We start from the raw sequence: 24,649 nt of genomic DNA, 5'->3' as shown, positions 1-24,649 counted from the left end.
CCTCCTATTGCACGAGAACCGGCACTAGCGGTCCTACGCCAGTACCTGCGCCAGGGATGCCTTGCGTCGCGCAGGGGCTGCCGGGCGTGCTTGAGTCGCCCCGGTACTCGAGCCGCACGGAGTCGATGTTTCCGCCGGTTTGCATGGGCTCGATCATCAGCAGGCAGGCCCAGCTTATTACCGGCGCGCTATGGTTGCCGGGGTTGGCGAAACCGGAGCAGTCCACAATCGGTGCGAGCACGAGGCGGCGATCCGCGCCGCTCTGGTACGAAGCGGCGGAGGCGGCATTGCCCTGTGTGCTCAGCCCGGTGACGGAGTCGCCCTGATAGGCACGATAGGCCTTGCGCGCGGCAAGGAAGTTCGGCTGGGTCTTGCCCGATGTATCCACGGAGCTGCCGTCGTAAGCGCTGCTCTTTGCCGTCCAGGTGGTGTCGTTGTACGTGAATCCCGTAAAGTCGGTCACGCCTAGCACTTTCGAGCCTTTGATGATGCCAAAGCGGCTGTTCCAGTCATCCGCCAGTGACGCCTTGTTGCCGGCAGAGCCAATCAATGTCCCTTGGGCCGGCAAGTTGCACTGTCCCGCGCCGTCAAGTTGCTTTGCAATCTGGCTGGCACTGTTGCCTCCGCCCAGGTCCGCCCAGCCAAAGTTGCCGCCCCCGTAGGTGCCCTTGTTGCTGGCGTCGAGCTTGGTCACCAGCCACTGCCCGGTGGTATAGGGGGACTGTGGCGGGCTGATGGTGCTGGGTTTGCAGACAAAGACGGGGATGGCGCAGGTCGTCTGTGCCGAGCCGGTGGTCGCCACCGCGAACGACGCGACGGTTTGGGCCCCGATACTCACGCCCGGCAGGAAGTTGAGCACCTGGGCGAACCAGTTGGCAATGCCGGCGCGGCTGACAGAGCATTTGACGTACTTGATGCTGGCGAGCGGGTAGGTGGCGCTGTTCTTGTCCAGGAAGGGGTCGGCCAATGCGTCGCTGTATGTCACGCTCTGGTTGGCGGCAAGCTGTACCGACTCGCTCTGGAACAATGCCATGTTACGCAGGCCGGCGGTAATGCCCGCTGCTTCCGAGACGGTGAGTGGTGTGGCTCCCGTCAGGTCGCGAGCGGCAGCCAGCGCGCAGGCATCCGCGCCGTTCTGCAGTTCGCTCTTGGCGACGTAGAGTTTGCCCAGGTCGAGCGCCAGGCCGAGGAAACCGACCAGCATGACCAGCGCGATCGCAACGATGATCGCTACCGCTCCGCGCTGCCGGGCGCGATGGCTCGACAGTGCGGTCCTGCGAAGCGTTGATTTGGACATGATGAGTCTCCCCGAGCAAACCGATTTCAGCGCGTTCCCGCACCCCCCGCCATGCCCATGCCGCCGTAGCCCCCCGCACCGAAATCCATGCCACCCGCAGCGCCTGTGTTGGCGGGGCGCAGGCGTATCAGCGACCGCTCGTAGTTGGTCATTGCGGCCACGGCGGTCTTGCCATCGGTGCCCGTCAGCGATGGCAGTCCGGCGGGCGCGTCGGGGTTGATGATCTGGGATCGCGTCACGGTGGTAACGGCCTGGCCAAAATGCTTGTCCCAGTTTGGCGTCGATGTCATGCAGGCGGACAGGGTCAGAGTGCCAAGCACTGCCAGCGTGACGGCGGCGCAGCGCGCGCACTTCAGGTTCTTGTTCATGGTGGTTCTCCTCGTGGACGGACGCTTCGGCAGCTCAGTTGGCGCTCGGTGTTTCGGCCGGGCGGGCTTTGTCCGGCGCCAGGCCGCCGGGGCTGGCGGTGGCAGCGGCGCGCGCCTGCGCCAGTCGTGCCGCGGTGGCTTCGATGCGCGCGATGCGCGCGGCGGCAGCGTCTGCCGGCGGAACGCCCGCAGCGCTCGCCCGGGGCGCGGGCGGGGAGATGACGGGCACGTCATCCAGCGGCTTGGCTGCCGGAACCATGCTCAGCGGAGCCTTTGGTGACTGCGGAGCGGGCGCTGCCGGGACCGCTGCCGGCGCGGGAGCTGCCGGGGCCGGCTGCGAGGGCGTCGGGCTCGGTGCGTCAGTCTTCTTGCCGGAGCCTTCCATATTGCCCATCAGATAGAGCGCGAGCGGGTTCGGTGTCGAGAAGCTGTCGGTTGGCAGCGGATAGGATGCGCTCTGCATGGGTTGGACCAGGTGCGGGGTGATGATGAACACCAGTTCGGTCAGGTCCTGCTGGAAAGACGTGCTGCGAAACAGCGTGCCCAGCACGGGAACCTCGCCGGCGCCCGGCAATGCCTTTAGCGAGCCGCGTGCGCTGTTTTGCAGCAGGCCGCCAATGGCAAAGCTCTCTCCGTCCCGCATCTGCACGGTGGTGGAAGCGCGCCGGGTGGTGATCAAAGGCAGGATGGTCTGGCCCGTCAGGCTGCTGCCGCTGACCGTGGCGCCGGTGGGCGAGAGCTCGGAGACCTCGGGTGCCACCCGGAGATTGATGCGCCCATTTGCCAGCACGGTCGGCGTGAACTTCAGGCCAACGCCAAACTCCTCCTGCTGCAGGGTGATGGTGGATGCACCACCGAGGGCATTGCTTTGCGCCACCGGGATATAGATCTTGCCGCCAGCGAGGAAGCTCGCCTCCTGGCCGCTGATGGTGACCAGGTTCGGCTCGGCCAGGATCTTCACCAGGCTGTCATTCTTCTGCGCATCGACGGCCACGTTGAAGGGCCGGTTGTTCGCCTTGTTGGCGAAGATGGCCCCCGACGCGCCGCTCAGCAGCGAGGTCACCAGGCCACCGCTCCAGGAGCCGAAGCCGCCCTGGAGGTTGACTGCCGAACCGAGCTGATTCAGCAACGTCTTCGACACTTCGGCCACCTTGACCTCGAGCATGACCTGCTGTGGCGTGTCGACAGACAGCATGTTGAGGACGCCGCCTTTCTTGTTGCCCTCGCCCTGCGCCGCTGCGGCGTACGCATAGGCGATTTCCATGGCCTGTTGCGCGGCCTGCGCGTTCGAAACGCTGCCGGAGAGCACCAGGTTGTCAGCGGCCGTCAGCACGCGGATCTGTGATTCGCCGGGCATCAGTTGCGCCAGCGAGGTCTGGAGCCCGCCGGCGTCTGCGTTGACCACCACGTTGATGATGCTGCAGCCGCCACTGCGTCCTTGCACGATCATGTTCGTGGTGCCGACGCTGCGGCCAAGCACGTAAAGGGTTTGCGGCGACACCATGGTGGCCTGGACCACGTTGGGGTTGCCGAGCGTGCGGTTGCGTACCGGCTCTGGCAGGGGGATCAGCGAAGACTTGCCGACCGGCACGATGATATTGCTCTCGTTGCGGATCGCGCCGGTGCAGTTCGGCCCGCGGCTGTCCGCGGGCACCGCGGCAGCCGGCGCGGGCGCCATGCTGATGGTCATCTGCACCGGGCCGCCGGCGGGCGCGCCCATGGCTGCCTTGGCAGGTGCCGCGGTGGTGGATTTGGCGATGGCGCCGGCTTCGACCGCCACCTGGGCAGCGGCAGCCAACGGTACGCACAAGATTGCACCTGCGACGCTCGCGAGCGCAATGGCTCGGGCACCACTCAGGACTTCCGTATTGACGTTGTTCATTTCGTATCTCCCCCCGGAGAGGCTGTACTTCGCGCCTAGAGTTGCCAAATAGAATCTGGCTGGGCGGCCGCCCTGGCCATCAGAAACATTCAACACTGCCCTGGATGCCGGCCAGCACTCCGATGCAATGGCCCGGCCTGGCCGGCGTCACTGCGAGCGGACGCGGTCTGGCCGGCGCGTGCGGCGCATTGACCGTGACCACCTTGACGGGTTGTTCCGTCGGCGGCGTGCCGAGCAATGTGATCTTGGTAGCGCCACCGGTGCTGACCGCGGCGACGTCGACCTGATTGCGCAGGACGAGCGACAGAGTGCCCACACTGCGGGCGACGTCGAGCTTTTCTGCCTGTTCGGGCGTGACTTCGAGCGTGACGGCATTGACGACTTTCGGCTGGGTGTCGTCGCGGCTGACTTGCTGGGCTACCGCCAGCACCAGGATCTTCTCCAGCACGATCTTGGAGATGCTGCCGTTGCCCGCGCCCTTGGCCTCGGTCTCGTTGGTGTTGACAATCACGTCGACGTGATTGCCTGGCAGGGCAAAGCCCGCCACCCCGACCACATCATTGACACGCACGGTGATGGCGCGCCTGCCCTGGCCAATCACGGCGGAGAGTCCACCTTTGGTGCCCAGCGGAGCGAGCTTGGCGTCGAGAATCGGCTCTCCGCGTTGGACACTGGTGCGAACCACGCGCCCCTCGAGGGATTTGAGGTCCTCGAACGCGCCGGGCGGCACGCTTCCCGCTGGCCAGCTCACCAGGCTCAGTTGCGCATTGGTGAGCGGTTGTCCGAGATTCAGGTCGCTGGTTGCTACCACGACCTGTTTGAGCGAGCTGGAAGATTGTTGCACCAGCCATCGCGAGGCGGAGACGACCGCCGCGACCCCCGCGACCAGGGCGATGAACAGCATCAGAATTGCTCGAGCGTTTTTCATGATGAATCCCCTTACCGTTGTTCGTTAGACAGCATGCCGGCACTCAGCTGGCGGCGTGAGGCGCGGCCTGCCATGCGATCCCTATGCCGGAGGGACGCGTGGATTCGGGTACTGCCTGCGCACCGAAATAGCACTTCCAGGCGCCGCGCAGCGCGTCCTGCGTCACCTGCGGCGGACCGCGGTGATAGAGCACGCTGGACGCCACCAGCACAAGCAGGTCACGTGGAATGCAGGCCAGCAGCGGCGTCCTGCTAGGGAAGTGCAGCTCCTCCAGCAGGAAGTCGAATGCCGCTTCGGTGCTTTCCAGTCCGACGTCGCTGGCGGCGCGCAGGTATACCTCGCGGTAGTCATCGCTCGACAAGGGGCCGATGAAGAGCTTGCTGCCGAGCCGCCGCAGGAATGCCTCGTCGCCCAGCTGCTGGGGATCCAGGTTCGTCGAGAACACCGGCCACACATCGAACGGCACCGAGAATCGCACGCCGGTTTGCAGCGAGAACATGTCGACGCCGCGGTCCAGGGGCACAATCCAGCGGTTGAGCAACTCGCTCACGCCTACCAGCTGGCGCCCAAGGTCGTCGACGATGTAGATGCCATTGTTGGCCTTCATATGCGGTGGCGCCTGGTAGAAGCCCGACATGGCGTCGTAGCGCAGGTCCAGCATGGACAGCGTCAACTCGCCGCCCGACAAGACGGCGGGGCGGTGGCAGATGGTCCAGCGGCGATCCGTCGAGCGCTGCTGCAGCGGTGCGTCGGCGGTATCGAACGGGACATGCACGAGCGGGTCAAAGACCTGGATGATCTCGCCGGCGACGGTAATCGCATGCGGTACCGGCACAGCACCTGGCAGGAGCTTGCCAAGGCGCTGTGCCAGGTAAGTCTTGCCGCTACCGGCAGGGCCATACAGCATCAGCGCCCGGCCGGTATTGACTGCCATGCCCACCTCGTCGAGCAGGTGAGAAGGGACGACCAGGTCGCCGAAGGCGGCAGCCATATCTTCCCTGGATACCGATGCCTGGCGCACGGAGTGACGCTGGACGGCAGCGAGATACGCGTCGAGGGTGACCGGCGCTGCGCCGACATAGCTGCTGCGCGTGACCAGTTCGGCGGCCCTGGCATACCCCGCATCGGTCAGGCGGAAGCGTACGTCAAGGTCGCTTGCGCCGCGGTGCGCCACCTCCAGCATGCGCTCTTGCACCGCGATGCTGGCGACCTCGTGGGTCACCGTGGCGGGCAGCTTCAGGGTATCGGCCAACTGGGCGAGCATGGCGCTGCGATGCACGTAGGCCGCCTTCATCAATAGTCCCACCAGCAGTGTGACGTCGACGCCGGTGTCGGCGACCGTCCTGGGCGCGGGATGCCACGGACGCACTTGTTCGCGCATGGCGCCGTCCGGGTTGTCGGCGTCGAAGCCTGGCATGGGTGCCCGCTGCGCAGTTCCCGATGTGTTGTGTTCGATCATTGCTCCCCCCGTCGATTGGCTGGTGCGGCCTTGCAAGCTCGATTTCAGTTTCTGGTTCAGTTTCAGGTTCAGTTTCTGGTGAATCGTGGCGAATGGTTGTCGTCACACGGAGGCGAACAACACGCCGATCGTGCCGGCGGCAATGGCCACACCGTAGGGCAGCGATCCAACCGACCATGACGATTCGTTGCTGGCACCGCTGTCCCGGGTGAGCGCAGGCCCGACCCGACCGAACGACGTCAGCATCAAGGCAAGGTTTCGGCGCAACTGACCAAGGCGGCCACGCCACAACGTCAGTGCCAGCGCCCACGCCCCACCGGCCACGAAGGTAGCCAGCGCAATCTCGAACGCCATCGGCGGGCCCAGCCAGGCACCCACCGCGGCCATTAATTTGACGTCGCCGGCTGCCATGCCGCGCAGAAGGTAGAGCGGCAGGAACAGGGCGAACCCGGTGAGCCAGCCACTTGCCCAGGCCAGGGCTCCGGCGCCCCAGCCGTGCATGACGATCTGCACAGGCAGCGCGAGCAGCCACGCCCCGAAGGTCAGCCAGTTGGGAATGCGACGTTGCTGGGCGTCGATGGCTGCTGCGGTCAGGACCAGCACGATCACCAATGGACCGACGCATTGCGGTAAGGCGGACTGGGCTAGCATGATGTTCCCTCTACTTTTTTTGTTCTATCTGTGCCGGCCCGTTATTCGGACCTGGCATTCCTGCTCAAGCGGTGACTGCGGAAGCGATCTTCTGGTAAAGGTCAAACACGCTGGCGCCTACTGCCTGGACCGAGATGAGAATGGCAACGGCGATCAGAATCCCCAGCAACGCGTACTCGATGGAAGTCACCCCGGATTGATCACGGTGCAGTTCCCTGAACATTCGTCCTAGCTTTGGCATGGTGTCCGCCGTGTCGTCGTGGATCGTTGGATTGGGCAGGATGGCTCGTGTCGTGAAGCCCCCCTTTCCACCGTGAGCCATCGTGAATCCGCCTTGGCCGAGGCGGGGTGCGGACGGGCTGGAGAGCCCGTCCGCGTCGCCTTAGCCGTTAGCGGATGTGAGCGCAGTGCCAATCGTTGTGAAGGTGGACTTGAGCTGTGTGCCGACGGTCGCGACCGCGCCGATGATGACGACGGCGATCAGTGCAGCGATCAGGCCATACTCAATGGCGGTGACACCATCTTCATCGTTGGCGAAGCGCTTGATGTTGTTGATCAGGGCATTCATGACAATCTCCTTCGGTGTTGGGAAAAGACTTGATGCAATGAAAATCAACTGCGGGGGAGGGTTGTTCGTTGCGGAGGGCCGCAGATTGCGAAGGCGTGGAACGGCCACTTGCCACCCTTGTGTTCGCGACAAAGCCGAGAGATCGCGGCGCTATGCGTGGCGGCAATCCGGATCCCGTCCAGCATGCCCTTCACCAGCGCCTGCGAGGGGAGTCCTGGCAGGCGATTTGATGTACCGTCCCTCCAGATAGTCCTTGCGGCCTCCAGATGGACAGCGGGCATGGCGTGTTGTCGGTCAGCAGTCATGGCGTAAGTTCATTTCGCTGATTCGTTGTCGGGCTTCGGCGCCTTTGCTGCGTGCCTCCGCTTCTTCGGCATCCAGCTGGAACTGTCCTGGGGCCGTATGCCAGACCATAGGCAAAAGCTGGGCCACCCCACCGGGATTCGTTGAATTCAAAGGGACTCCGGGAGGGCGGGCGCGCAGAGAGCGTGCCAGCCAGGGTCTGCGCCGGCATCGTCGTTGCTGCGTGGAAACGTGCGGCGCAGCAACGCACGCGTTACGGCGGCCTATGGATGAGGCGTGACGGATCCGCCTAGTCCTAAGTCGCTAGGAAGGAAGGATGACTTTCCGCAAAAGGGCATTGCAAAGGGCGTGCACAGCCTCTGCACGCGGACGCAAGGCCCGGCAGATCCGCCGAATGGTTGAGGTGATGGCGGCGAGGCTGGCGCCAAGTGGCATGTTTCTGGCGAGAAACGTCAAATGGCGGTCCGTCTTACGCAGGTCTGGCACGTCCTCGGCGCCAGGCCTGGCTCTGGGAGCTATTCGCTCGCGATTCAAGGCTGAAACGTTGGGCCTTTATTGCCCTGGAAAGCCGCAAAACGCAGTGTTTTCGGGCAAGGGGCGCGCTTGTTTAATCTTGGGATTCAGACAAGACTAAAACCACGGTAGCCGAAGAGAAACTGAGAGCGCGTGCCAGGGACCAGCTAAGGATGCTCGGCAAATAGCGCGTCGAAAGCCAGAGGCAAACCGGCATCGCGTAGCGCCTTTTCAACGCACGAGAAAAGCGCCATTGCGAGGACACGGACAGGAGCGAATCGTGAGGGCCAGAATGCGCGAAGGCAAGGAATCCCCGCAGTCGGGCGCGCTCGGCCTCGACCGGGTTCGTTTCTACAGCATTGTCGTGCTGGTGTTCTTCGGTCTATTTGTCGTCGCTTGGGGATGGGCCAGCAACGGCTTCATGAGCGGCCATGCGGCGCGTCCCGGGGTGGATTTTTCCGTATTCTGGAGCGCTTCCTATCTAGCGCTGCAAGGGGCTGCGCAGGATGCCTATGTGTTTAAGTTGCTGGCCCCGGTAATGGCGGCGTTCGGCTCGCAGGCCTCAGGCGGCGATTTCTTTATGCCCTGGCTCTATCCGCCGACATTCCTGCTGGCTGTGCTGCCATTGGCGCTGCTGCCGTTCCCGGTCAGCTATTTCCTCTTCTCAGCCGGCACGGCGTATCTCTATGTCACGTCCTTGCTAAGGTTGCTTGGTTCCGCAACGAGCTGGAGGTCTGGGAATTGGCTGCCGATCGTCGCGTTTCCTGGGGTGTTGCTGACCCTCTTGCTGGGGCAGAATTCCATGCTGACAGCCGGCTTAGCGGCACTCTCGATGCGCTGGCTGCAGCGGCGCCCGGTGCTCGCCGGCATTTGTATTGGCCTGCTCTGTATCAAGCCGCAGCTCGGCCTGTTGTTTCCCATTGCCTTGATCGCGGCAAAGGCATGGAGGGCCCTCGCCGCCGCGGCCCTGACCGCGCTCGCGTTGCTTGGCGCCAGCCTGGTGGCGTTTGGCTGGGAGACCATCCCGGCCTTCCTTGGCGCTGCCGAACTGGCGCGAGTGCAGCTGATTGAGCATAGCCCGCAGGGGTGGCTTATTTCGCCGACAGCGTTTGCGGCGGTGCGCCTGGCCGGCGGCAGCATCGCCCAGGCTTATCTGGCCCAGGGCCTGGTTGCCTTGTCTTCCATCTGTGGCCTGCTCTATGTCTGGTTGCGGCAGACTCCCACGGGGCTTCGCATCGCCATGCTCGCCACGGCCACCATGCTGACGACCCCATATCTTCATGGCTATGAGCTGACCTGGATGGGGCTTGCCATTGTCGGCATGGTGAGCGACTGCCTCAGGCGAGGATGGCTGCGCGGCGAGCGGCAATTGCTGGTAGTCGTGTGGCTTCTGCCCTTGTATGAACTTCTCAATCCCTTCATGACGCTCCCGCAGATCGGCCCCGTGATCCTGATCCTGGTGGCCGGCGCGATCCTGCGGCGGGCGGGCACCCAGGTGGCAGGGAGTGTGACATGCGCATGATGAGAACCGCTGCCGCTGCCGCTGCCGCTGCCGCAGTCGATGGCGACCAGGCGCCGGGCGAGCACTGGCTGAACCCCGAGCGGGTACGCCTGTACTCGGCCGTGGCGCTCGTCGCCTACGTTCTCTTCTTCTCGATCTGGATCTGGCGTGCCTATCTGTCGAGGCAAGCTGATGCGAGCCTGTTCGGTGGCGACTTTATCGCCTTCTGGAGCGCCGCCCAGCTTGCCCTGAGCGGCAACCCCATGGGTGCCTACGATGACGCCACCTTGCGGCTGGTCGAGATCGCCGCAATGCCGGCCCTTGCCTCCGCCGGGGGCACGCTTCCTTGGCTATACCCGCCTAGCTTCCTGCTGCTGGTCTGTCCGTTGGCGCTGCTTTCATTCGGCGCCGCGTACGGGGCTTTTATCGGGACGACCGGTGCACTCTACCTGTGGGCGGGGAGCCGCATTGTTACTTGGCGCGGCGCATGGCTGCCAGGCATGGCCTTCCCCGGTATCGCCGTGGTGTGTGCGACGGGCCAGAATGCCCTGCTCACCGCCGGTCTGGCCGCGCTCTCGCTGACGATGGTGCGGCGTCACCCGGTTGCTGCCGGGCTGGTGATGGGAATCCTGACCATCAAGCCGCACCTGGCGTTGCTGTTCCCGCTTGCACTGGTTTGTGCCCGGGCCTGGAAGGCGCTGGCAGCCATGGTGGCTTCTTCAGCCGCGCTGCTGGCTTTGAGCGCTTCGGTGTTCGGCACGCAGACCTTTTTCTCATTCCTCGCCAATGCGGACATGGCACGCCTCGCGGTGGAGGGTGGCGAAGCAAAGCTCGCCCGGATGCCGACCGTGTTTGCCTTGGTGAGATTGCTGGGCGGTAATCTCGCGCTCTCCTATGGCATTCATGCCATGGTGGCGGCCCTTGCCGCCGGCGTCGTGATCTATGCGTGGTGCAGGCCGGCCAGTTTCCCGCTGCGGGCGAGCGCTTTGATGGCGGCCACGCTGATGCTGAGTCCTTATCTCTACGACTACGACCTCGCATTTCTCGGTTTCGTGATTCTCTGGCTTGCCGGTTATGCCATTGAGCGCGGATGGGTGCGCTGGGAGAAGGAGTTGCTACTCGTCCTTTGGCTCACGCCACTGCTCGGGTTGCTTGTTGTCCAGGCGATCGGATTCCAGTTCATGCCGCTTGCGATCCTGGCAACGTTGTTTCACGTAGTCCGTCGAATCCGCACGGAGCGAGTTCAGAACCCGGAGCCGTGCCACAACAATGAAACGCGGGTGGAGGGGGTGGGTCATGATTGATCAATACGATAACAAGCAGATCTCTCTGGTGGTGCCATTTTTCAATGAGCGCGATGCTATTCCAGGGTTCTTCAAATCCGTTGTGCCAGTACTCGAATCGATCGAGGCGGCCACGTTCGAGATCGTCTGCGTCAATGATGGCAGCAACGATGGCACGCTGGAGAAGCTGCTGGAGATCTCGCGGCGGGACGCTCGCGTGCGGGTGATCGACCTGACGCGGAATTTTGGCAAGGAAGCCGCGCTTACCGCGGGGATCGATGAGGCGCTTGGCGATGCGGTCATCCCGATCGATGCCGACCTGCAGGATCCGCCAAGCCTGATTCCCGTCCTGGTTGCGCGCTGGCGGGAGGGGGCCGAGGTCGTCCTCGCACAACGCGCAAGCCGCTCGTGCGATTCGTTTCTCAAGCGCACGGCGGCGCTGGCCTACTACCGGGTGCATAACTATCTGTCGGAATTGAAGCTGCCGGAGAACGTCGGCGATTTCCGGTTGATGGACCGCGTGGTCGTCAATGCGCTCAAGCAGTTGCCGGAGCGCAGGAGATTCATGAAGGGCTTGTTCGCCTGGGTGGGCTATCGGACCGTGATCGTGCCCTACGAGCGTGAGGCGCGTAATGCCGGGCATTCCAAGTTCTCCGGCTGGCGTTTGTGGAATCTCGCCCTGGAGGGCATTACCAGCTTCAGCACGCTGCCGTTGCGCGTATGGACGTATCTGGGGTTCCTGATCGCCTCGATCGCCTTCTGGTACGGCATCTTCATTATTGCGCGCACGATTGTGCTTGGTGTGGAGGTGCCCGGCTATGCCTCCTTGCTTTCGGTGCTGTTGTTCTTTGGCGGGGTTCAGCTGATCGGCATCGGCGTGGTAGGGGAGTATGTCGGCCGCATCTACTACGAAGCCAAGGGACGGCCCATCTACCTGGTGCGCCGCCGCTATCAGGAACGGCGCCAGCCGGGGCAGCTTGCCGCCGGCAAGCGGGTGGTCAACCTGGCCAGCGTGCGGCGAGTATCCCAGGAGCGGTGATGCATGTTGCTGCGGGCAGCTTATCGGTAGGTCCAGATCTTATGCATCAGGAAGCTGAAAGGCGTCACCACCATGACGATCACCAGCAAGCCGATCCAGTAGCTGCCCCCCGTTGCCTGGACGGCCCAGGAGATGAGCACCGTGAGGACCAGCGCGAGCGCGGATACAACAAGAAAGCGCGCGAGGTTCTTGCGGTGCAGCCGGCTCGAGAAGCTCCACAGTGTATTGAGCAGGTAGGAGCAGCCCGTTGCCATGATGAAGGCAATACCGTTGGCCAGCATGGGTGACGCCGAGCCCCAGGCGATGAGTGTCGAGGCCGTTGTCACATGCAGCAGGGTCGCTGCGGCACCTGACAAGGCGAATCGTATAAGCCGGGTTGTACCGGCGCGATCGATCCGTGCGTTCACGGTAGCCGGGCAACAGCCAGCAGGGAGATGCCAAAGGGCAGAGGTGACATCGAGAGCCAGTGCCGTTCCGCGGAGAATATCCGGTGCAGCAGGGCATTGAGCGGCGCTGCGGGCACCGCGCTGCCGGTCGAGGCAGGGCTGCCGCTGAGCCGGTCCTTGAGCCGTGCGGCAATGGCAAACGGGCACAGCAGCGCGTTGAAGTGCGATATCCGCTCGAGCTCCAGGCCCGCTGCGCTGACGGTTGCGCGCAACGCCCGCTGGCTGTAGCGCCGCTGGTGGTGCAGGAATTCGTCGTGTTGGCTCCAGAGCCACTGATAAGCCGGCACGGTGATCAGCACCGCGCCGCCTGGTTTCAGAATGCGTCGTGCACTCACAAGCGAGGCCGTATCCTCGGCGATATGCTCAAGGCAATCCAGAAAGCAGATGAGGTCGAAGCCTGGCGCGGAAAATGGGATATCGTCGGGCCACCTGCCGCCGCGGATATCGAATTGGCCTGCCGTCTTCTGTTCGGCGATTTGCCGCGCGGTGGCATCCATTTCGACGGCGCTCACCTTGCCAAAGCGGGAAAGCATGGCGAGATTGCCGCCCGTGCCGGCCCCCACTTCGAGGATGGCCGCGTCGGCCGGCAAGCTCAGGCGCTTGATCATGGCTGCGACGATATCCCGGCGGCCGCGGAACCACCAGTGGGCGGCTTCGGTCTGTGCCATTTCAAGATAGGCATTGGGCGACATGGTTTTTCTCCTCTTCTAACGCGCTTTCCGGCGTCGGACTAGCCCTGCAGGCAAACCATGCCCAACCCGCCCTTTCTCACCTGAAGCCTGTGCTCGCGCATCATCCGGAACAGTGTGACTCGCGAGATCCCTAGCTCCGCGGCCACGTCGATAAGCCGCTCGTGGTGCCGCTGCAAGGCCTCCTTGACGGCATTCAGCTCCGCCGCCTCGCGCACTTCCGCCAGCGTCAGGGGGCGGGTCTCGGGAGGTGGTTGCAGGTCCAGGTCGCACGGTGTGATGACGCCGTTCTCGCACATGGCTGCCGCATGCCGGGTACGGTTGATCAGCTCGCGGACGTTTCCGGGCCAGTCATGCGCACTGAGGGCGCGCAGCGCTGCTGGCGAGAAGCCCTTGATATGATCCGGGGAATGCGAGCGGATATTGTTCAGGATATGCTCGGCCAGCAGCGTGATATCGCCTTCCCGTTCGCGCAACGGCGGCTGCTTGACGCGCAGCACGCACAGGCGGTGATAGAGGTCGCCGCGGAAGCGTTCTGCCGCAACTGCCGCGTCGAGATCGACGTGCGTGGCAGACACGATGCGCGCATCGACCGTGATCGACTCGGTGCTGCCCAGCCTTTCTATGCGGCCGGTTTCCAGAAAGCGCAGCAGGCTGGCCTGGCTTTCGAGCGGCATATCTCCGATCTCGTCGAGGAAGAGGGTGCCTCCGTGTGCCATCTCGATGCGCCCGGGCTTGCGCTTGAGGGCGCCAGTGAAGGCGCCGCGCTCGTAGCCGAACAGTTCCGACATGAGCAGGGTGGGGGGGATTGCCGCGCAGTTGACTGCCACGAAGGGCTGCCCGGCGCGCCGTGAGGCGCGGTGGATCGCCTGGGCGGCTAGCTCCTTGCCCGTGCCCGATTCGCCGGCGATGAGTACCGGCGTATCCCATCTGGAGACTTTCTCTATGCCGCGAAACAGGCTTTGCATGGCAGCGCAATTGCCGATCATGCCGTCGAGGCCACTCGCCTGGGGCGGTGGATGCGAGGCCTCCAGGCGCAGCTGCACCATGCCGACCGCGTGGCCCAGGGAATGGGCCAGCGCCGACATATCGCAAGGATCTCTGTAGTAGTCGACGAAGTGCAGCCCGAGCAAACGGCGCGCTGAATCCGAGAGCGCTTCCTTGCTCGTGACAGTGGCGACCCAGCTCATGTTCGGCTGAGCGAGCCAAGGCTCGAACGACTCGAGCTCGGCGTCACTGAATCCACTGTGTATATCGAGAAGCCCGCTGATGGGCTGCGTGTCCTGGGCGAGTGCGTCGAGCTCTCGCTGGCTTGATGCGAAGATCAGCTTCCAGCCTTGTTGCGCCAGGAACCTGCAACGCATGGCGTCGTGATGCTGCGACAGATACAGCAGCGGACGATTGACGTACGCGGTCATATAACCCTCCCCCGATCTCTTCTTCTTGTTGCGAGCTAGTGTCCGTTCCGGACTTGTTCTAGTTCGCGGTCTTCTTGAAGGGCGATGCCTGATCCAGAGCACCGCGGCTTCGGGAATGGAGGGTCTTCAGTTCGCCAGCTGCATGGCGCTCGGGGTCCGGGCCACATCGGGCTCGGCTCGATCACCGCACCTGGCTAAGCACGAATGCCAGCTTGTCACGAACGAGGGTGAAAATTGAACGTCGGCACAATGCCGACAAGCTCCCTGGACCCGACTCGCGTGGTGGACCTCCCGTCCCCACCTGACTTCAGGAACCCTGCCAACGGGCAAAGCCCGCCGGAGCACCCGCACCCGGCGCGTCACTGACTGTGTGTCGCGCCTTGCGCAGGTGCCGCGGGCCGATCCTGACCATTGACGGATCGACCCGCGCCTGAAGTGACTGCAACTGCCTATCATCGGGCAGGCACGTTTGTGCATGCCTGTCCTGCCTGGGCCGTGTAGTTATCTGGCGCGGCCCTGCGCCTGAGCCCCTCCCCTGGTCCCGCCTGGGCTTGCGGGTTCGTTATAACCTTGTCGTCGGACTTGGTGGTTGCAAGGCGGTGCCAGTTGTTGTGGTCTGGCTTGCGCCTTTAGTCCGATCAGATGTTCTGCGAAGCATAAATGCGACGAACGTGCCAGCGCTGCTAAGTCATTGATTTCACTAACAGGGACGGTGATGAGCTCGTCGCTTGCCAACGCAAGTGTGTAACAGAATGTTTCTTCCATGTTACTGCGCATCGTCCTGCGAATTTTGTGATTCAGTATGCCCTCGACCGGGAAATGCGAAGTTCTAGCATCTTGTGCTTCTTAAATGGAACGGCTGCTTCGCATTTCCAAGCCCGCGCTTCCGTCCCGGATGCGTGCTTTCCCTATGCCGGCATGTGGCCTGCGGTAGCGCTAGCCTGGCGCCAGCGGATCAAATGGTTGCATTTCTGAAAATGCGTATCTCCGGCGGTACTCGATGCGAGGGTTGGAAAGAACTAGCAGTGGCCCGTGCCGATGAGAACGAAAATACGAGAGATTCTTACTAACGGCAAAGGTCGTAGTCCTAAGGGCGGACGATATAGCGCGCGGCGTACTTTTCACAAGCCAGAACGCGGGCCGGACTCATCTGTATGGATGAGTTGCGCATGCCTTACATAGTTCGCTGGCATCGCGTGGATCGGTTGCATTTGTGAAAACGGGCCCAGAGCTGCGAAAGCAGGGCGCCTCGGCGGGTTGCCCCAGGCAACCGGCAGTCAGGGAGCGATGCTTGGGCGCCTAGTACTTTGGTAGTCCCACGTAGAGTCGATGCCGGACGCAGCCCGACTACGCTATCTTGCATCCAGTACCTCGCCGCAGACGAGCGAGCGGGGCGCGCAGCTGGATGAGTCCGGGGAGGGGCTGCAAAATGAAAATGGGCGACAGGGTCTTCACGCGCGGTGACGCGATCAGATGGATGTTCGTGCTCGGGTTTCTGGTTCTGGATTCGATCTGGCTCGCGGCAAGCGGGCGTTCCGTGGCCCATGCCAGCCTCGTCGCCATCTGCAGGGCCGTGGCGATGCTTGCCGCCATTGCCCTGATTCTCAGCTGGATCGCAGGCATGCCGCGCGTGACAGCAACATCGCGCGGACTGCACTATCGGCGGCTGGCGCTAGTGGCGCAATGTGGCGCGCTGCTGGTGGCCTTCACCAATGTCATGAGCGTGATGTCCTATTTGCTGATCACGCTGGCCCCGCCTCTGGTGGATGCCAGGCTGGCCGAGCTGGATAAGCTGTTGGGATTTGACTGGCCGCAGGTCTACAACTGGGTCAGGGCGCGGCCCGCGGTGACGCTTTTCCTGCAGTTGGCTTACGCCAGCGGCCTGGCTCAGCTGCTCCTGGTTCCCATGGTGACCGGTTTGGCGGGGCGGGCCGAACATTTGCGTGAGTTCATGTCCAACATGTTCCTCTCGTGCACGCTGCTGTTGCTGATTTCCGCCCCTTGGCCCGCCGCCGGGGCCTACGTCTCGTTCGGCGTAGCAAGCGCCGCCGAGATGGCCAGCGTTTCACACTTCAGCGAATTACGTGCCGGAGCGATGCAGGTATTCGATCTCGCGCACGTACAGGGGCTGGTGTCCATTCCGTCCTATCACACCGCCATGGCGCTGATCTTTGTGCAAACGATGCGCTGGACCCGCACCGGGTTCGTGGTCGCATGCCTGTTGAACCTGGCGATGATCCTGTCGACGCCGACGGAAGGGGGGCATTACCTGGTGGATGTCGTGGCTGGCGTGGGATTGTGGGCCCTGACGGCGGGCTTGCTGCGCGTATGCAGAGCGGCCGAACCACGAATGCTCGACCAACACGTCGCCCAGCCGCAGCCTCTCTGACCCTCCGACGCCGCGAGAGAGTGCGGCGGGCCGGTTCCGCCGTCCCTCCGGAACCGAGCCCGCGCCTGAAAGTACTGCAAAGCAGATAGAAATCGCCGCACCGGCAGCGTTGCTGCTGCCGTGTGCGGCGTGGGCCATGGATTCTGAAAACTGCGCTGGCCCGGCGCTTAACCTCCCCGCGAAGCAGGCCCTGTCACGGCCACTGCTCCACTCCCCGTTCAAGTCTGATTATCGTGATGCCGCGCCCGGTGGTTTTGTACCGCCTTGTCGCAGGCATCCCTGGCGTACCGTATTTGCTGACATCGACTATCTTCTCGGTCGCTCTGCTCTTTGTAACGAAGACAAGAGCGACGAACGTGCCATGGCTTATAAGTTGCTGATTTTGTTAGAAATGCATTTTGCGAACTTGTTACATTCTGAGTTTCTTGTAACAAAGTGTTTCCTTGCCGTTACTGCTTTCGGGGCTGTTGTGTGCGCCGCAACATGGCAGGCATGGCAAAAAGCGATGCTCTGTCTTCTCTTAGATCAACATATGTGGCGAATGGGAGGTGCGAGGTGTCCTTTGCTGCCTCGCCCGGGAGCCATCCAAAGGGTATTCGCGAGAACGTATTCGGGTGGTGGAGCAGTCGCCGCACGACCGTGCGAACGGTTGCAGCGGTGATACTTCATACGGCAAGCGGCTTGTGCGCCTTGATGCACATGGTCTTGGCGATGGGCGGTGCGGCAAGGTTACGCACGCGCCAAAAGCATGCGCCGGCGACAAAAGATGTAGCCGGATCGGTGGGTAAATGTTGGCTGACTCACATTGGCCCGGGCTATTCCTCGCCCTGTTGGATGAGTAGGGAACTTCCTGCCAAGGCGGGCGAATACGATCGACTTGGTTACATTCCTGATACATTGCTGGCCGCTATGCCGGGATAAGAGATATCGTCGCGCGGCGTGCGGGTACTGCGGTTAGCCGGCGTATCGCCAAATTGCACAATTCACGGGAGAAAGCAGAATGCAGCTAGATAACAACGCGTTCCAAGCGGCGGCATATGACCAGCCGGCCACCACTGTGCGTCCTCTGCGGTTCGAGTTCATTGGCTCGGGCTCTGAGTTTTTCCGCATCTGGATTGTCAATACCTTGCTGACCATCGTCACGCTGGGCATCTATTCGGCCTGGGCCAAGGTCCGCACGATGCAGTACTTCTATCGCAACACGCGTCTGGACGGCGCGAGCTTCGACTACCACGGCCGTGCCTCCGCCATCCTCAAGGGCCGCGCCATCGTGTTTGGCCTGGCGATGGTGTTTCAGCTTGCCAGCCATATTTCCCTGTTCCTGGCATTGGCGCTGGGCCTGGCTGTGGCGGTGGTGTTTCCGCTGCTGCTGGTACGGTCCCTGCGTTTTCGCATGGCGAACTCCAGCTACCGCGGCCTGCGCTTTGCCTTCACCGGGAGCGATGCCCAGGCTTACAAGGTGTTCCTGCTCTGGCCCGTGCTCACGGTGCTCAGCCTCTATGCGCTGGCGCCGCTGGCGCACCAGCGCTTCAAGCAATACCAGCATGACAACACCCGCTTTGGCACCGCGCCCTTCGGCATCAGCGCGAGCGCGGGCGGCTTCTATGGCGTCTACCTGCGCGCATTCGGCATGATGGTGGCGGTCGTGGTGGGGATGAGCGTGGTCGGCGGCATGCTGGGCAAAGGCATCGGCACCGGGATTGGCGCTGGCATGGGGGCGGGCATCGGCGCGCCGGTGGTGGCGGGGATCATGGCTGTCATCGGCTTTTTCGTGGCGATGATGGCGGTCGGCCCCTTCTTCATGGCGCGGCTGCAGAACCTGGTGTGGAATCACACCACGCTGGCGCCGCACGCGTTTCGCAGCGAGGTCAAGGCGGGCCGCCTGCTATTTATCTTCGCCACCAACATGATCGCCAATGCACTGACGCTGGGCCTGTTCCTGCCGTTCGCGCGCGTGCGTTCGATGCGCTACCGTATCGAGAGCATGACCATGCTCGCGGCGGGTCCGCTGGACGCCTTCGTGGCCGGCGAGACGCAGCAGGTTGGCGCGCTGGGCGATGCCGCGGTGGACTGGTACGACATCGACATTGCGCTGTGACTGCGCTGTGACCCACCCCATCGCCCAGCCAAGTTCGTTCACTTCGATGCCAAGGCCCTGATGCAGGATATCCCCGACGCCACGGCCACCGCCCCGGTAGCCGCCACTTACTTCGACGGCCGCTCGTCGCGTGCCCATCGGGTGATGCTGTCCATCGAAGGGCGCGATGCGGTGCTGCGCGAAGCCGATGGCACGGTGCTGCGCCGCGCGCCGCTGGCCGCGCTGCGCGTCTCCGAACGGGTCAAGCGCGCGCCGCGCCTGGTCACGTTTGCCGACGGCGCCTTCTGCGAGGTCACCGACCACGCCGGCTTTGCCGCATTGCTGGGCGCCAGCGGCCACCGCGAAGGCTGGGTGGTGCGTGCGCAGAACAGCTGGCGGCTGGCGCTGCTGTCCGTGCCGGGTCTGGCCGCGGCGCTGCTGCTGGGATATTTCTACGTACTGCCCTGGGGCGCCGGCATGGTGGCGCGCAGCGTGCCGCCGGCGCTGGAAGCCCGCCTCGGCGAGGCCACGCTCGCCAGCATCGATCATGGCTTGCTCATGCCATCGGCCCTGCCGCAGGCGCAGCAGCAGCGGATTCGCGCCGACTTCGCCGCGCTGGTGCGCCCGGCCGATCCGGGCCACGAGTACGAGATCCTGTTCCGCCACGGCGGCAGGCTCGGGCCCAACGCGCTGGCCCTGCCGGGCGGCACCATCGTGGTGACGGATGAACTCGTCAAGCTGACCGGCGTGGGCCCGGGCCTCATGGGCGTGCTTGCCCACGAGGCCGGGCACGTGGCCGAGCGCCATGGCCTGCAGCAGATCCTCCAGGCCTCGGCGGTGGGCGCGCTGGCGGCTTATTTCTTTGGTGACTATTCCACCGTGCTGGCAGGCGTGCCCGCCGCGATCCTGACCCTGCGCTACTCGCGCGACCATGAGCGCGCGGCGGATGCGTATGCGGTGGAGGTCATGCAGCGCAACCACTTGCCGGTGTCGGCGTTTGCCGACGTGTTGCAGGCGCTGGAGGACGCCCACGCCCGGCAGGCGGAAGTCCAGGCGGCCAAGGCCGACAGCGAGGGCGAGGCCAGCGCGCCAGCCGCCTCCGGCGAGCGCGAAACCAAGCGCGAGCGCCGCAGCCGGCGTGCCGCGGAGGATGGCGGCAACAACGGGGATGGCGACGATGGCGACAGTTTCTTCTCCACCCATCCGCTCACGCGAGAGCGCATCGAGGCGCTGCGGGCGGCCGGGCGCTAGGTCTCAGGCGCCCGGCTGCGGCGCACCCGGCCGAGGTGCATCAAGCGGCGCGCGCAGGGCGGCGCCCGCCACCTGGCTTTGCAGCCAGCTATGGAACCGCAGGATGGCCTTCTCGCGCGGGTTGCCTTCGCGCCAGGTCACCCAGTAATGCAGGCTGGACGGGATGCGGGTGGTACCGATCTGCACCAGTTCGCCGCTGGCAAGGTAGTCGCTGGCGAGTTGCAGGCGCGCGGTGGCCACGCCAAGTCCTGCCACTGCCGATTGCAGCATCATGCCGGCGTCCTGGAAGATCGGCCCGCGCTCGGGCTCCGTGCCAGGCAGGCCCGCGCTTTCCAGCCAGTCGCGCCACGGCCGCAGGGCGAAGCGCAGCATTGGCAGGCGCGGCAGGTCGGCCAGCGTGAAGCCGGGGTAGCGCGCGAGCAGTGCCGGGCTGGCTACCGCGATGACATGGTCTTCGATCAGGTTGTGGCAGGCAAAGCCGGGCAGGTCCACGCGCTGGTGCCAGATCCCCACGTCCACCGAGTATGGATCGGGCGGCGTGATCTCGGCGTGCAGCCGCAGGTGCAAGTCCAGCCCCGGCAGGGCCGCGTGCAGGCTCGGCAAGCGGCGGATCAGCCACGCGTTGGCCAGGTCGGCCATGACGCTGACTTCCAGCCGCACCACCTGCGGGGCGCCACCGTTGCTGGCCTCGCGCAGGCCGTCTTCCAGTTCCGCCAGCCCGTCGCGAATCCGCTCGGCCAGCCGCGCGCCCACATTGGTGGGGATCATCAGGTGGCCGGTGCGCTGGAACAGCTTGGTGCCCAGCTTGTCCTCCAGCGCGCGCAGATGGTGGCTGATGGCGCTGTGGGTTAGCGCCAGCTCCTCCGCTGCGCGCGAGAAGCTGCGGTGGCGGGCAGCGGCCTCGAGCGCCCGCAGTGCCTGCAGCGCGGGCAGGTGAGGCGCGCGCTGCGTGCGCAGCGGCTCGGGTGGCGGGGCGGGTTCAGCCGGGCGGGCGGGCAAGCCGGGCTGGCCGGACAGGCCAGGCTTGATGGGTTTCGGGTGTCGGGAGGTCATTGCCGTCAAATTCTACTCACAATTGCGGCGGGTATCTTTCGTTGGTGTTGCGCGCGGCGACTGACGACAATGCAGACATGAATTCTGCCAATGTATCCACCCCCGCCGCTGCGGCGCCGTCTCCTGCTTCCCGGGCTGGCGATCCTGCGCTGGCCGCCGCGCGCTGGCGCGTGCTTTGCATTTTTTCGCTGGGTTTCCTGGTTTCCTATATCTTCCGGGGCGTCAACCTCGGCTTCGCGCCGCATTTGATCCGCGAAATGGGGCTGGGCGCCGCCGACCTGGGGTTGCTGACCAGCTTTTACTTCCTGGGGTTTGCCTGCGCCCAGTTGCCGGCCGGGCTGATGCTCGACCGCTTTGGCCCGCGCCGCACCGAGGCGGCATTGCTGCTGGTGGCGGTGGCTGGCGCGCTGGTGTTCGCCTCGGCGACCAGCATGGCCGCGCTGGCGGCAGGGCGCCTGATGATCGGCGTGGGCGTGTCGGTTTGCCTGGGGGCTGCCATCCAGGCCCTGTCGATCTGGTTCCCCCTGTCGCGCATGCCCTTGCTCAATGGGGTGGTGATGGCGATCGGCGGGCTGGGCGCCGTCGTGGTGGGCGCGCCGCTGGGCTGGCTGCTGTCATGGACCGACTGGCGCACCGTCAGCTACGGGCTGGCCGGGTTGACGCTGGCCATGGCGGCGCTGCTGTGGCTCGGCGCCCCCGAGACCAGCCGCGCTGGCAAGCAGCGCCTTGCCGAGCAGCTGCGCGGCACCTGGCAAGTCTTTCGCAATGCGCGCTTTTTGCGCGTGGTGCCGCTGGCCCTGCTGAATCAAGGTGTGTTCCTGGCGGTGCAGACGCTGTGGGTCGGTGCCTTCCTGCGGGATGTGGCCGGCTATTCGCCGGAGCAGGGCGCTCGCCTGGTGTCGGTGATCGGCTTTGCCATGATGGGCGGCTGCGTGTGCGCGGGCTGGGCCGCGCGCCATCTCGAGCGTGCCGGCGTGAGCCTTTACACCTTCGCCGGCGTTGGCATGAGCGGGTTCATCGTGATCCAGTGCCTGATCATGGCGGGTGTGCCCCTGCCGCCGGTGCTGCTGTGGGCGGCCTATGGCGTGTTCGGCTCCAGCGGCATCCTGGCCTATGCCGTGCTGGCGCGCAGCTTCCCCGACGCGCTGATCGGGCGCGCCACCACGGCGCTGACCTTGACGGTGTTCCTCTCCACCTTTGCCTGCCAGGTCGGCATCGGGCTGGTGCTGGACCTCTGGCCCGCCGATGCGGGTCGCTACCCGAAGGCGGCGCACCTGACCGTGTGGGGCGGGCTGGTGGCGCTGCAGGTACTGGCCGCGCTGTGGTACATGCTGGGGGCGCGTCACGCAAGCAGCGCTACAGCATGACCGGGCGGTCGTCGAGCTCGTTCGGATTGGGCCGGTCGCCAGAAGGGAAATGCTGCGCCAGCTGATCGTGGATCTTTTCCACTGCCGCCAGCACGGGCCTGACCGATAGCTCCCGGGCCAGCCCGTTAGCGAGTTCGTCACAGATGGCGCGCCAGGTTTCCGGGGCCACGCGGGCATCGATGCCACGGTCGGCCAGCAGCTCCACCGCGTGATCCGCCAGGTTGATATAGAGCAGCACCCCGGTGTGGCCTTCGGTGTTCCATACCTCCAGCGCGCCGAACAGGGCGCGGGCACGGGCGCGCGGGCTGGTGCCGGAAAAGGCCAGCGCCAAGGGCAGGCTGGATTCGATCACGACCCGGACTTCGCCGTGATGCCGCTGCTCGCCGGCGCGCACCGCCTGCTGCAGTTGCTGCTGGGCGTCGGCGGGGAAGAGTTTGCTGGCGGCGCCGGGGCGCGTGCCGAGATGGCGCAGGGCGCGTTTGAAGTGTGGCATGTGTCGTTACCAGTTGCCGGAGGCGCCGCCTCCGTCGAAGCCGCCGCCGCCTCCACCACCAAAGCCGCCGCCGCCACCGCCGCCTCCTCCGAAGCCACCGCCGCCGCCACGTCCCCAGCCGCCGCCCCCGAGACCGCCAAGGGTGCCGCCCAGTCCGCCCGCAGCCGCGTCCCAGCCGCGCCCGCGCGTCACGATCCGCGAGCCACCCGAGCGGCGGGCTGCGGAGATGAAGAAGAACAGGATGATGGCGAGCGGGAACAGCACCGGCAGCCAGTCGGTCCACGAGCCGCTCTGGGCGGCCTTGGCGCCTGCCTGCGGGCCGGGCAGGGCTTCCTTGTCGATGGTGGCCTGGATCGCCGAGACGCCGGCCGCAATGCCGCCATAGAAATCATTCTGCCGGAAGTGCGGCGCCATCACGTCTTGCAGGATGCGCTTGGACATGGCGTCGGTCAGCGAGCCTTGCACGCCGCGCCCCACTTCCAGGCGCATCTTGCGCAGGCCGGGCGGGTTGTCCTTGGCGATCAGCAGGATCACGCCGTCGTCGATGCCCTTGCGCCCGGCGCGCCAGGCGTCGGCCACGCGGATGCTGTAGGCGTCGATGGGCTCGGGATCGGTGGTGGGCACCATCAGCACGAAGATCTGGCTGCCGCGCTGCTGCTCGTACTCTGCGAGCACGTTTTCCAGCGCGCTGCGCTGGCTGGCGCTGAGCGTGCCGGTGAGGTCGGTGACCCGCTGCGTGAGCGGCGGCACCGCGACAAAGCCGTCGCCGGCGGCCATGGCCGGGGACGCCAGCAGCGCGCCCAGCCACAGCAGCAGCGCCAGCATGGCGGCTGTCCAGCCACTGCGCTCAGAGGGATTGCGCATAGGTATGGTCCGGGATCAGAACTTCACCGTGGGCGGTGCCGAGATGGCCTTCTCGTTCTCCACCGTGAAAGACGGCTTGACCGGGTACTTGAAGATCATGGCGGTCAGGTTGGTGGGGAAGCTGCGCGCCAGGATGTTGTAGTCGCGCACCGCGGTGATATAGCGCTGGCGTGCCACCGTGATGCGGTTCTCGGTGCCCTCGAGCTGCGATTGCAGGTCGCGGAACGACGCATCGGCCTTGAGTTGCGGATAGTTCTCCGACACCGCCAGCAGGCGCGACAGCGCGCCGCTCAGCTCGCCCTGGGCTTGCTGGAAGCGCTTGAAGGCTTCGGGGTCGTTAAGGGTCTCGGGCGAGACCTGGATGCTGGTGGCCGCGGCGCGCGCCTTGGTCACGGCTTCCAGTGTCTCGCGCTCATGCGTGGCATAGCCCTTGACGGTATTGACCAGGTTGGGGATCAGGTCGGCGCGGCGCTGGTACTGGTTGATCACCTCGCCCCAGGCCGCCTTGACGGCCTCGTCCTTGGACTGGAAGTCGTTGTACCCGCAGGCGGACAGCAGGCTTGCACACAAGGCCAGCATGAGCCAGCGCAGCACAGAGCGCCCGGAGGACAGTGACAGGGAAGGGGATGCGCGCATCGAAGACTCCGGAATTCGTGGAGTCCCCAGTGTAGCGCAGGGACCGGCCGGCGCAAGCGGATCGGCCCGGGTGCAGTTGACGGCAGGCCGGCCGTCCCGGTAGATTGTCGTTTCTGCCGTGGTCGCCACGGCGTGCTCCCATTCAGCCCCAACCTGCCATGCGCGCTGTTCCGT

General features: G+C 64.8%; 22 protein-coding genes. 7 read left to right on the top strand and 15 right to left on the bottom strand.

All coding sequences use genetic code 11. The features are described 5' to 3' along the window. Nucleotides 1-4: 4 nt before the first annotated feature. The 8 genes from AC1DS3_RS04615 to AC1DS3_RS04580 form a co-directional block, all read right to left on the bottom strand. Nucleotides 5-1,297 (bottom strand): pilus assembly protein TadG-related protein, encoded by a 1,293-nt coding sequence (locus AC1DS3_RS04615; RefSeq protein WP_441640584.1) that lies wholly within the window; start codon nt 1,295-1,297, stop codon nt 5-7. A gap of 26 nt (nt 1,298-1,323) precedes the next feature. After that, entirely contained in the window at nt 1,324-1,665 is a 342-nt protein-coding gene (locus AC1DS3_RS04610) for a hypothetical protein (RefSeq protein WP_441640583.1), read from the bottom strand. Nucleotides 1,666-1,699: 34 nt separating this feature from the next. Then, entirely contained in the window at nt 1,700-3,547 is a 1,848-nt protein-coding gene (locus AC1DS3_RS04605) for a type II and III secretion system protein family protein (RefSeq protein ID WP_441640582.1), read from the bottom strand. 79 nt (nt 3,548-3,626) lie between these two features. Continuing rightward, a complete protein-coding gene (gene cpaB / locus AC1DS3_RS04600; RefSeq protein WP_441640581.1) occupies nt 3,627-4,475 on the bottom strand; it encodes a Flp pilus assembly protein CpaB in 849 nt (282 codons plus the stop codon). Between the two features lie 43 nt (nt 4,476-4,518). Continuing rightward, on the bottom strand, nt 4,519-5,892 hold the full coding sequence (locus AC1DS3_RS04595; protein WP_441640580.1) for an ATP-binding protein: 1,374 nt from the start codon (nt 5,890-5,892) through the stop codon (nt 4,519-4,521). Nucleotides 5,893-6,036: 144 nt separating this feature from the next. Continuing rightward, nucleotides 6,037-6,585, bottom strand: a complete 549-nt coding sequence (locus AC1DS3_RS04590; protein WP_441640579.1) for an A24 family peptidase — start codon at nt 6,583-6,585, stop codon at nt 6,037-6,039. A 64-nt stretch (nt 6,586-6,649) separates the two neighbouring features. Then, on the bottom strand, nt 6,650-6,907 hold the full coding sequence (locus tag AC1DS3_RS04585; RefSeq protein ID WP_441640578.1) for a Flp family type IVb pilin: 258 nt from the start codon (nt 6,905-6,907) through the stop codon (nt 6,650-6,652). A 60-nt stretch (nt 6,908-6,967) separates the two neighbouring features. Next, nucleotides 6,968-7,153 carry a Flp family type IVb pilin gene (locus tag AC1DS3_RS04580; RefSeq protein WP_441640577.1) on the bottom strand — a complete coding sequence of 62 codons (186 nt, stop codon included), beginning with the start codon at nt 7,151-7,153 and terminating at the stop codon, nt 6,968-6,970. Nucleotides 7,154-8,261: 1,108 nt separating this feature from the next. Between AC1DS3_RS04580 and AC1DS3_RS04575 the strand changes: the two genes are divergently transcribed. Genes AC1DS3_RS04575 through AC1DS3_RS04565 form a run of 3 tightly spaced genes read left to right on the top strand, consistent with a single transcriptional unit; the run spans nt 8,262 to nt 11,792 of the window. After that, nucleotides 8,262-9,491 (top strand): glycosyltransferase family 87 protein, encoded by a 1,230-nt coding sequence (locus AC1DS3_RS04575; RefSeq protein ID WP_441640576.1) that lies wholly within the window; start codon nt 8,262-8,264, stop codon nt 9,489-9,491. Further along, complete coding sequence (locus AC1DS3_RS04570; RefSeq protein ID WP_441640575.1) at nt 9,482-10,774, top strand: glycosyltransferase family 87 protein; 1,293 nt, start codon at nt 9,482-9,484, stop codon at nt 10,772-10,774. Before AC1DS3_RS04575 ends, AC1DS3_RS04570 begins: the two co-directional genes overlap by 10 nt. After that, on the top strand, nt 10,767-11,792 hold the full coding sequence (locus AC1DS3_RS04565; protein WP_441640574.1) for a glycosyltransferase family 2 protein: 1,026 nt from the start codon (nt 10,767-10,769) through the stop codon (nt 11,790-11,792). Before AC1DS3_RS04570 ends, AC1DS3_RS04565 begins: the two co-directional genes overlap by 8 nt. 20 nt (nt 11,793-11,812) lie before the next feature. On the opposite strand, the gene AC1DS3_RS04560 is transcribed toward AC1DS3_RS04565, so the two are convergent. From AC1DS3_RS04560 to AC1DS3_RS04550, 3 genes are read right to left on the bottom strand one after another with little or no spacing between them, the layout of a single operon-like run. Continuing rightward, complete coding sequence (locus AC1DS3_RS04560) at nt 11,813-12,148, bottom strand: GtrA family protein (protein WP_441640573.1); 336 nt, start codon at nt 12,146-12,148, stop codon at nt 11,813-11,815. Between the two features lie 47 nt (nt 12,149-12,195). Continuing rightward, nucleotides 12,196-12,930 (bottom strand): class I SAM-dependent methyltransferase, encoded by a 735-nt coding sequence (locus tag AC1DS3_RS04555; protein WP_441640572.1) that lies wholly within the window; start codon nt 12,928-12,930, stop codon nt 12,196-12,198. A 38-nt stretch (nt 12,931-12,968) separates the two neighbouring features. Further along, on the bottom strand, nt 12,969-14,345 hold the full coding sequence (locus tag AC1DS3_RS04550; protein ID WP_441640571.1) for a sigma-54 dependent transcriptional regulator: 1,377 nt from the start codon (nt 14,343-14,345) through the stop codon (nt 12,969-12,971). Nucleotides 14,346-15,774: 1,429 nt separating this feature from the next. Between AC1DS3_RS04550 and AC1DS3_RS04545 the strand changes: the two genes are divergently transcribed. The 3 genes from AC1DS3_RS04545 to AC1DS3_RS04535 all read left to right on the top strand — a co-directional run bounded on the left by AC1DS3_RS04545 (nt 15,775) and on the right by AC1DS3_RS04535 (nt 20,062). Then, on the top strand, nt 15,775-16,734 hold the full coding sequence (locus AC1DS3_RS04545) for a phosphatase PAP2 family protein (protein ID WP_441640570.1): 960 nt from the start codon (nt 15,775-15,777) through the stop codon (nt 16,732-16,734). A 1,000-nt stretch (nt 16,735-17,734) separates the two neighbouring features. Then, nucleotides 17,735-18,832 (top strand): YjgN family protein, encoded by a 1,098-nt coding sequence (locus AC1DS3_RS04540; protein ID WP_441640569.1) that lies wholly within the window; start codon nt 17,735-17,737, stop codon nt 18,830-18,832. Nucleotides 18,833-18,892: 60 nt separating this feature from the next. Further along, nucleotides 18,893-20,062: a M48 family metallopeptidase gene (locus tag AC1DS3_RS04535; RefSeq protein WP_441640568.1), complete on the top strand. Its 1,170-nt coding sequence runs from the start codon at nt 18,893-18,895 to the stop codon at nt 20,060-20,062. A 3-nt stretch (nt 20,063-20,065) separates the two neighbouring features. Here the strand turns inward: AC1DS3_RS04535 and AC1DS3_RS04530 are convergent, their stop codons facing one another. Continuing rightward, on the bottom strand, nt 20,066-21,115 hold the full coding sequence (locus AC1DS3_RS04530) for a LysR substrate-binding domain-containing protein (RefSeq protein ID WP_441640567.1): 1,050 nt from the start codon (nt 21,113-21,115) through the stop codon (nt 20,066-20,068). Nucleotides 21,116-21,192: 77 nt separating this feature from the next. Between AC1DS3_RS04530 and AC1DS3_RS04525 the strand changes: the two genes are divergently transcribed. Next, nucleotides 21,193-22,482, top strand: coding sequence for an MFS transporter (locus tag AC1DS3_RS04525; protein ID WP_441640566.1), 1,290 nt, complete (start codon nt 21,193-21,195; stop codon nt 22,480-22,482). On the opposite strand, the gene AC1DS3_RS04520 is transcribed toward AC1DS3_RS04525, so the two are convergent. The 3 genes from AC1DS3_RS04520 to AC1DS3_RS04510 are packed head-to-tail and all read right to left on the bottom strand — an operon-like array spanning nt 22,472 to nt 24,475. Continuing rightward, a complete protein-coding gene (locus tag AC1DS3_RS04520) occupies nt 22,472-22,975 on the bottom strand; it encodes a TPM domain-containing protein (protein WP_441640565.1) in 504 nt (167 codons plus the stop codon). The two genes, AC1DS3_RS04525 and AC1DS3_RS04520, sit on opposite strands and share 11 nt — an antisense overlap. 6 nt (nt 22,976-22,981) lie before the next feature. Next, nucleotides 22,982-23,839 carry a TPM domain-containing protein gene (locus AC1DS3_RS04515; RefSeq protein WP_441640564.1) on the bottom strand — a complete coding sequence of 286 codons (858 nt, stop codon included), beginning with the start codon at nt 23,837-23,839 and terminating at the stop codon, nt 22,982-22,984. Between the two features lie 15 nt (nt 23,840-23,854). After that, nucleotides 23,855-24,475, bottom strand: a complete 621-nt coding sequence (locus AC1DS3_RS04510; RefSeq protein ID WP_174426188.1) for a LemA family protein — start codon at nt 24,473-24,475, stop codon at nt 23,855-23,857. Nucleotides 24,476-24,649 lie beyond the last annotated feature (174 nt).

The sequence above is a fragment of the Cupriavidus sp. 01L46 genome, from assembly GCF_056399905.1.
Note: the sequence above shows the minus strand (reverse complement) of the source record. Positions and strands in the feature narration are given on the sequence as shown.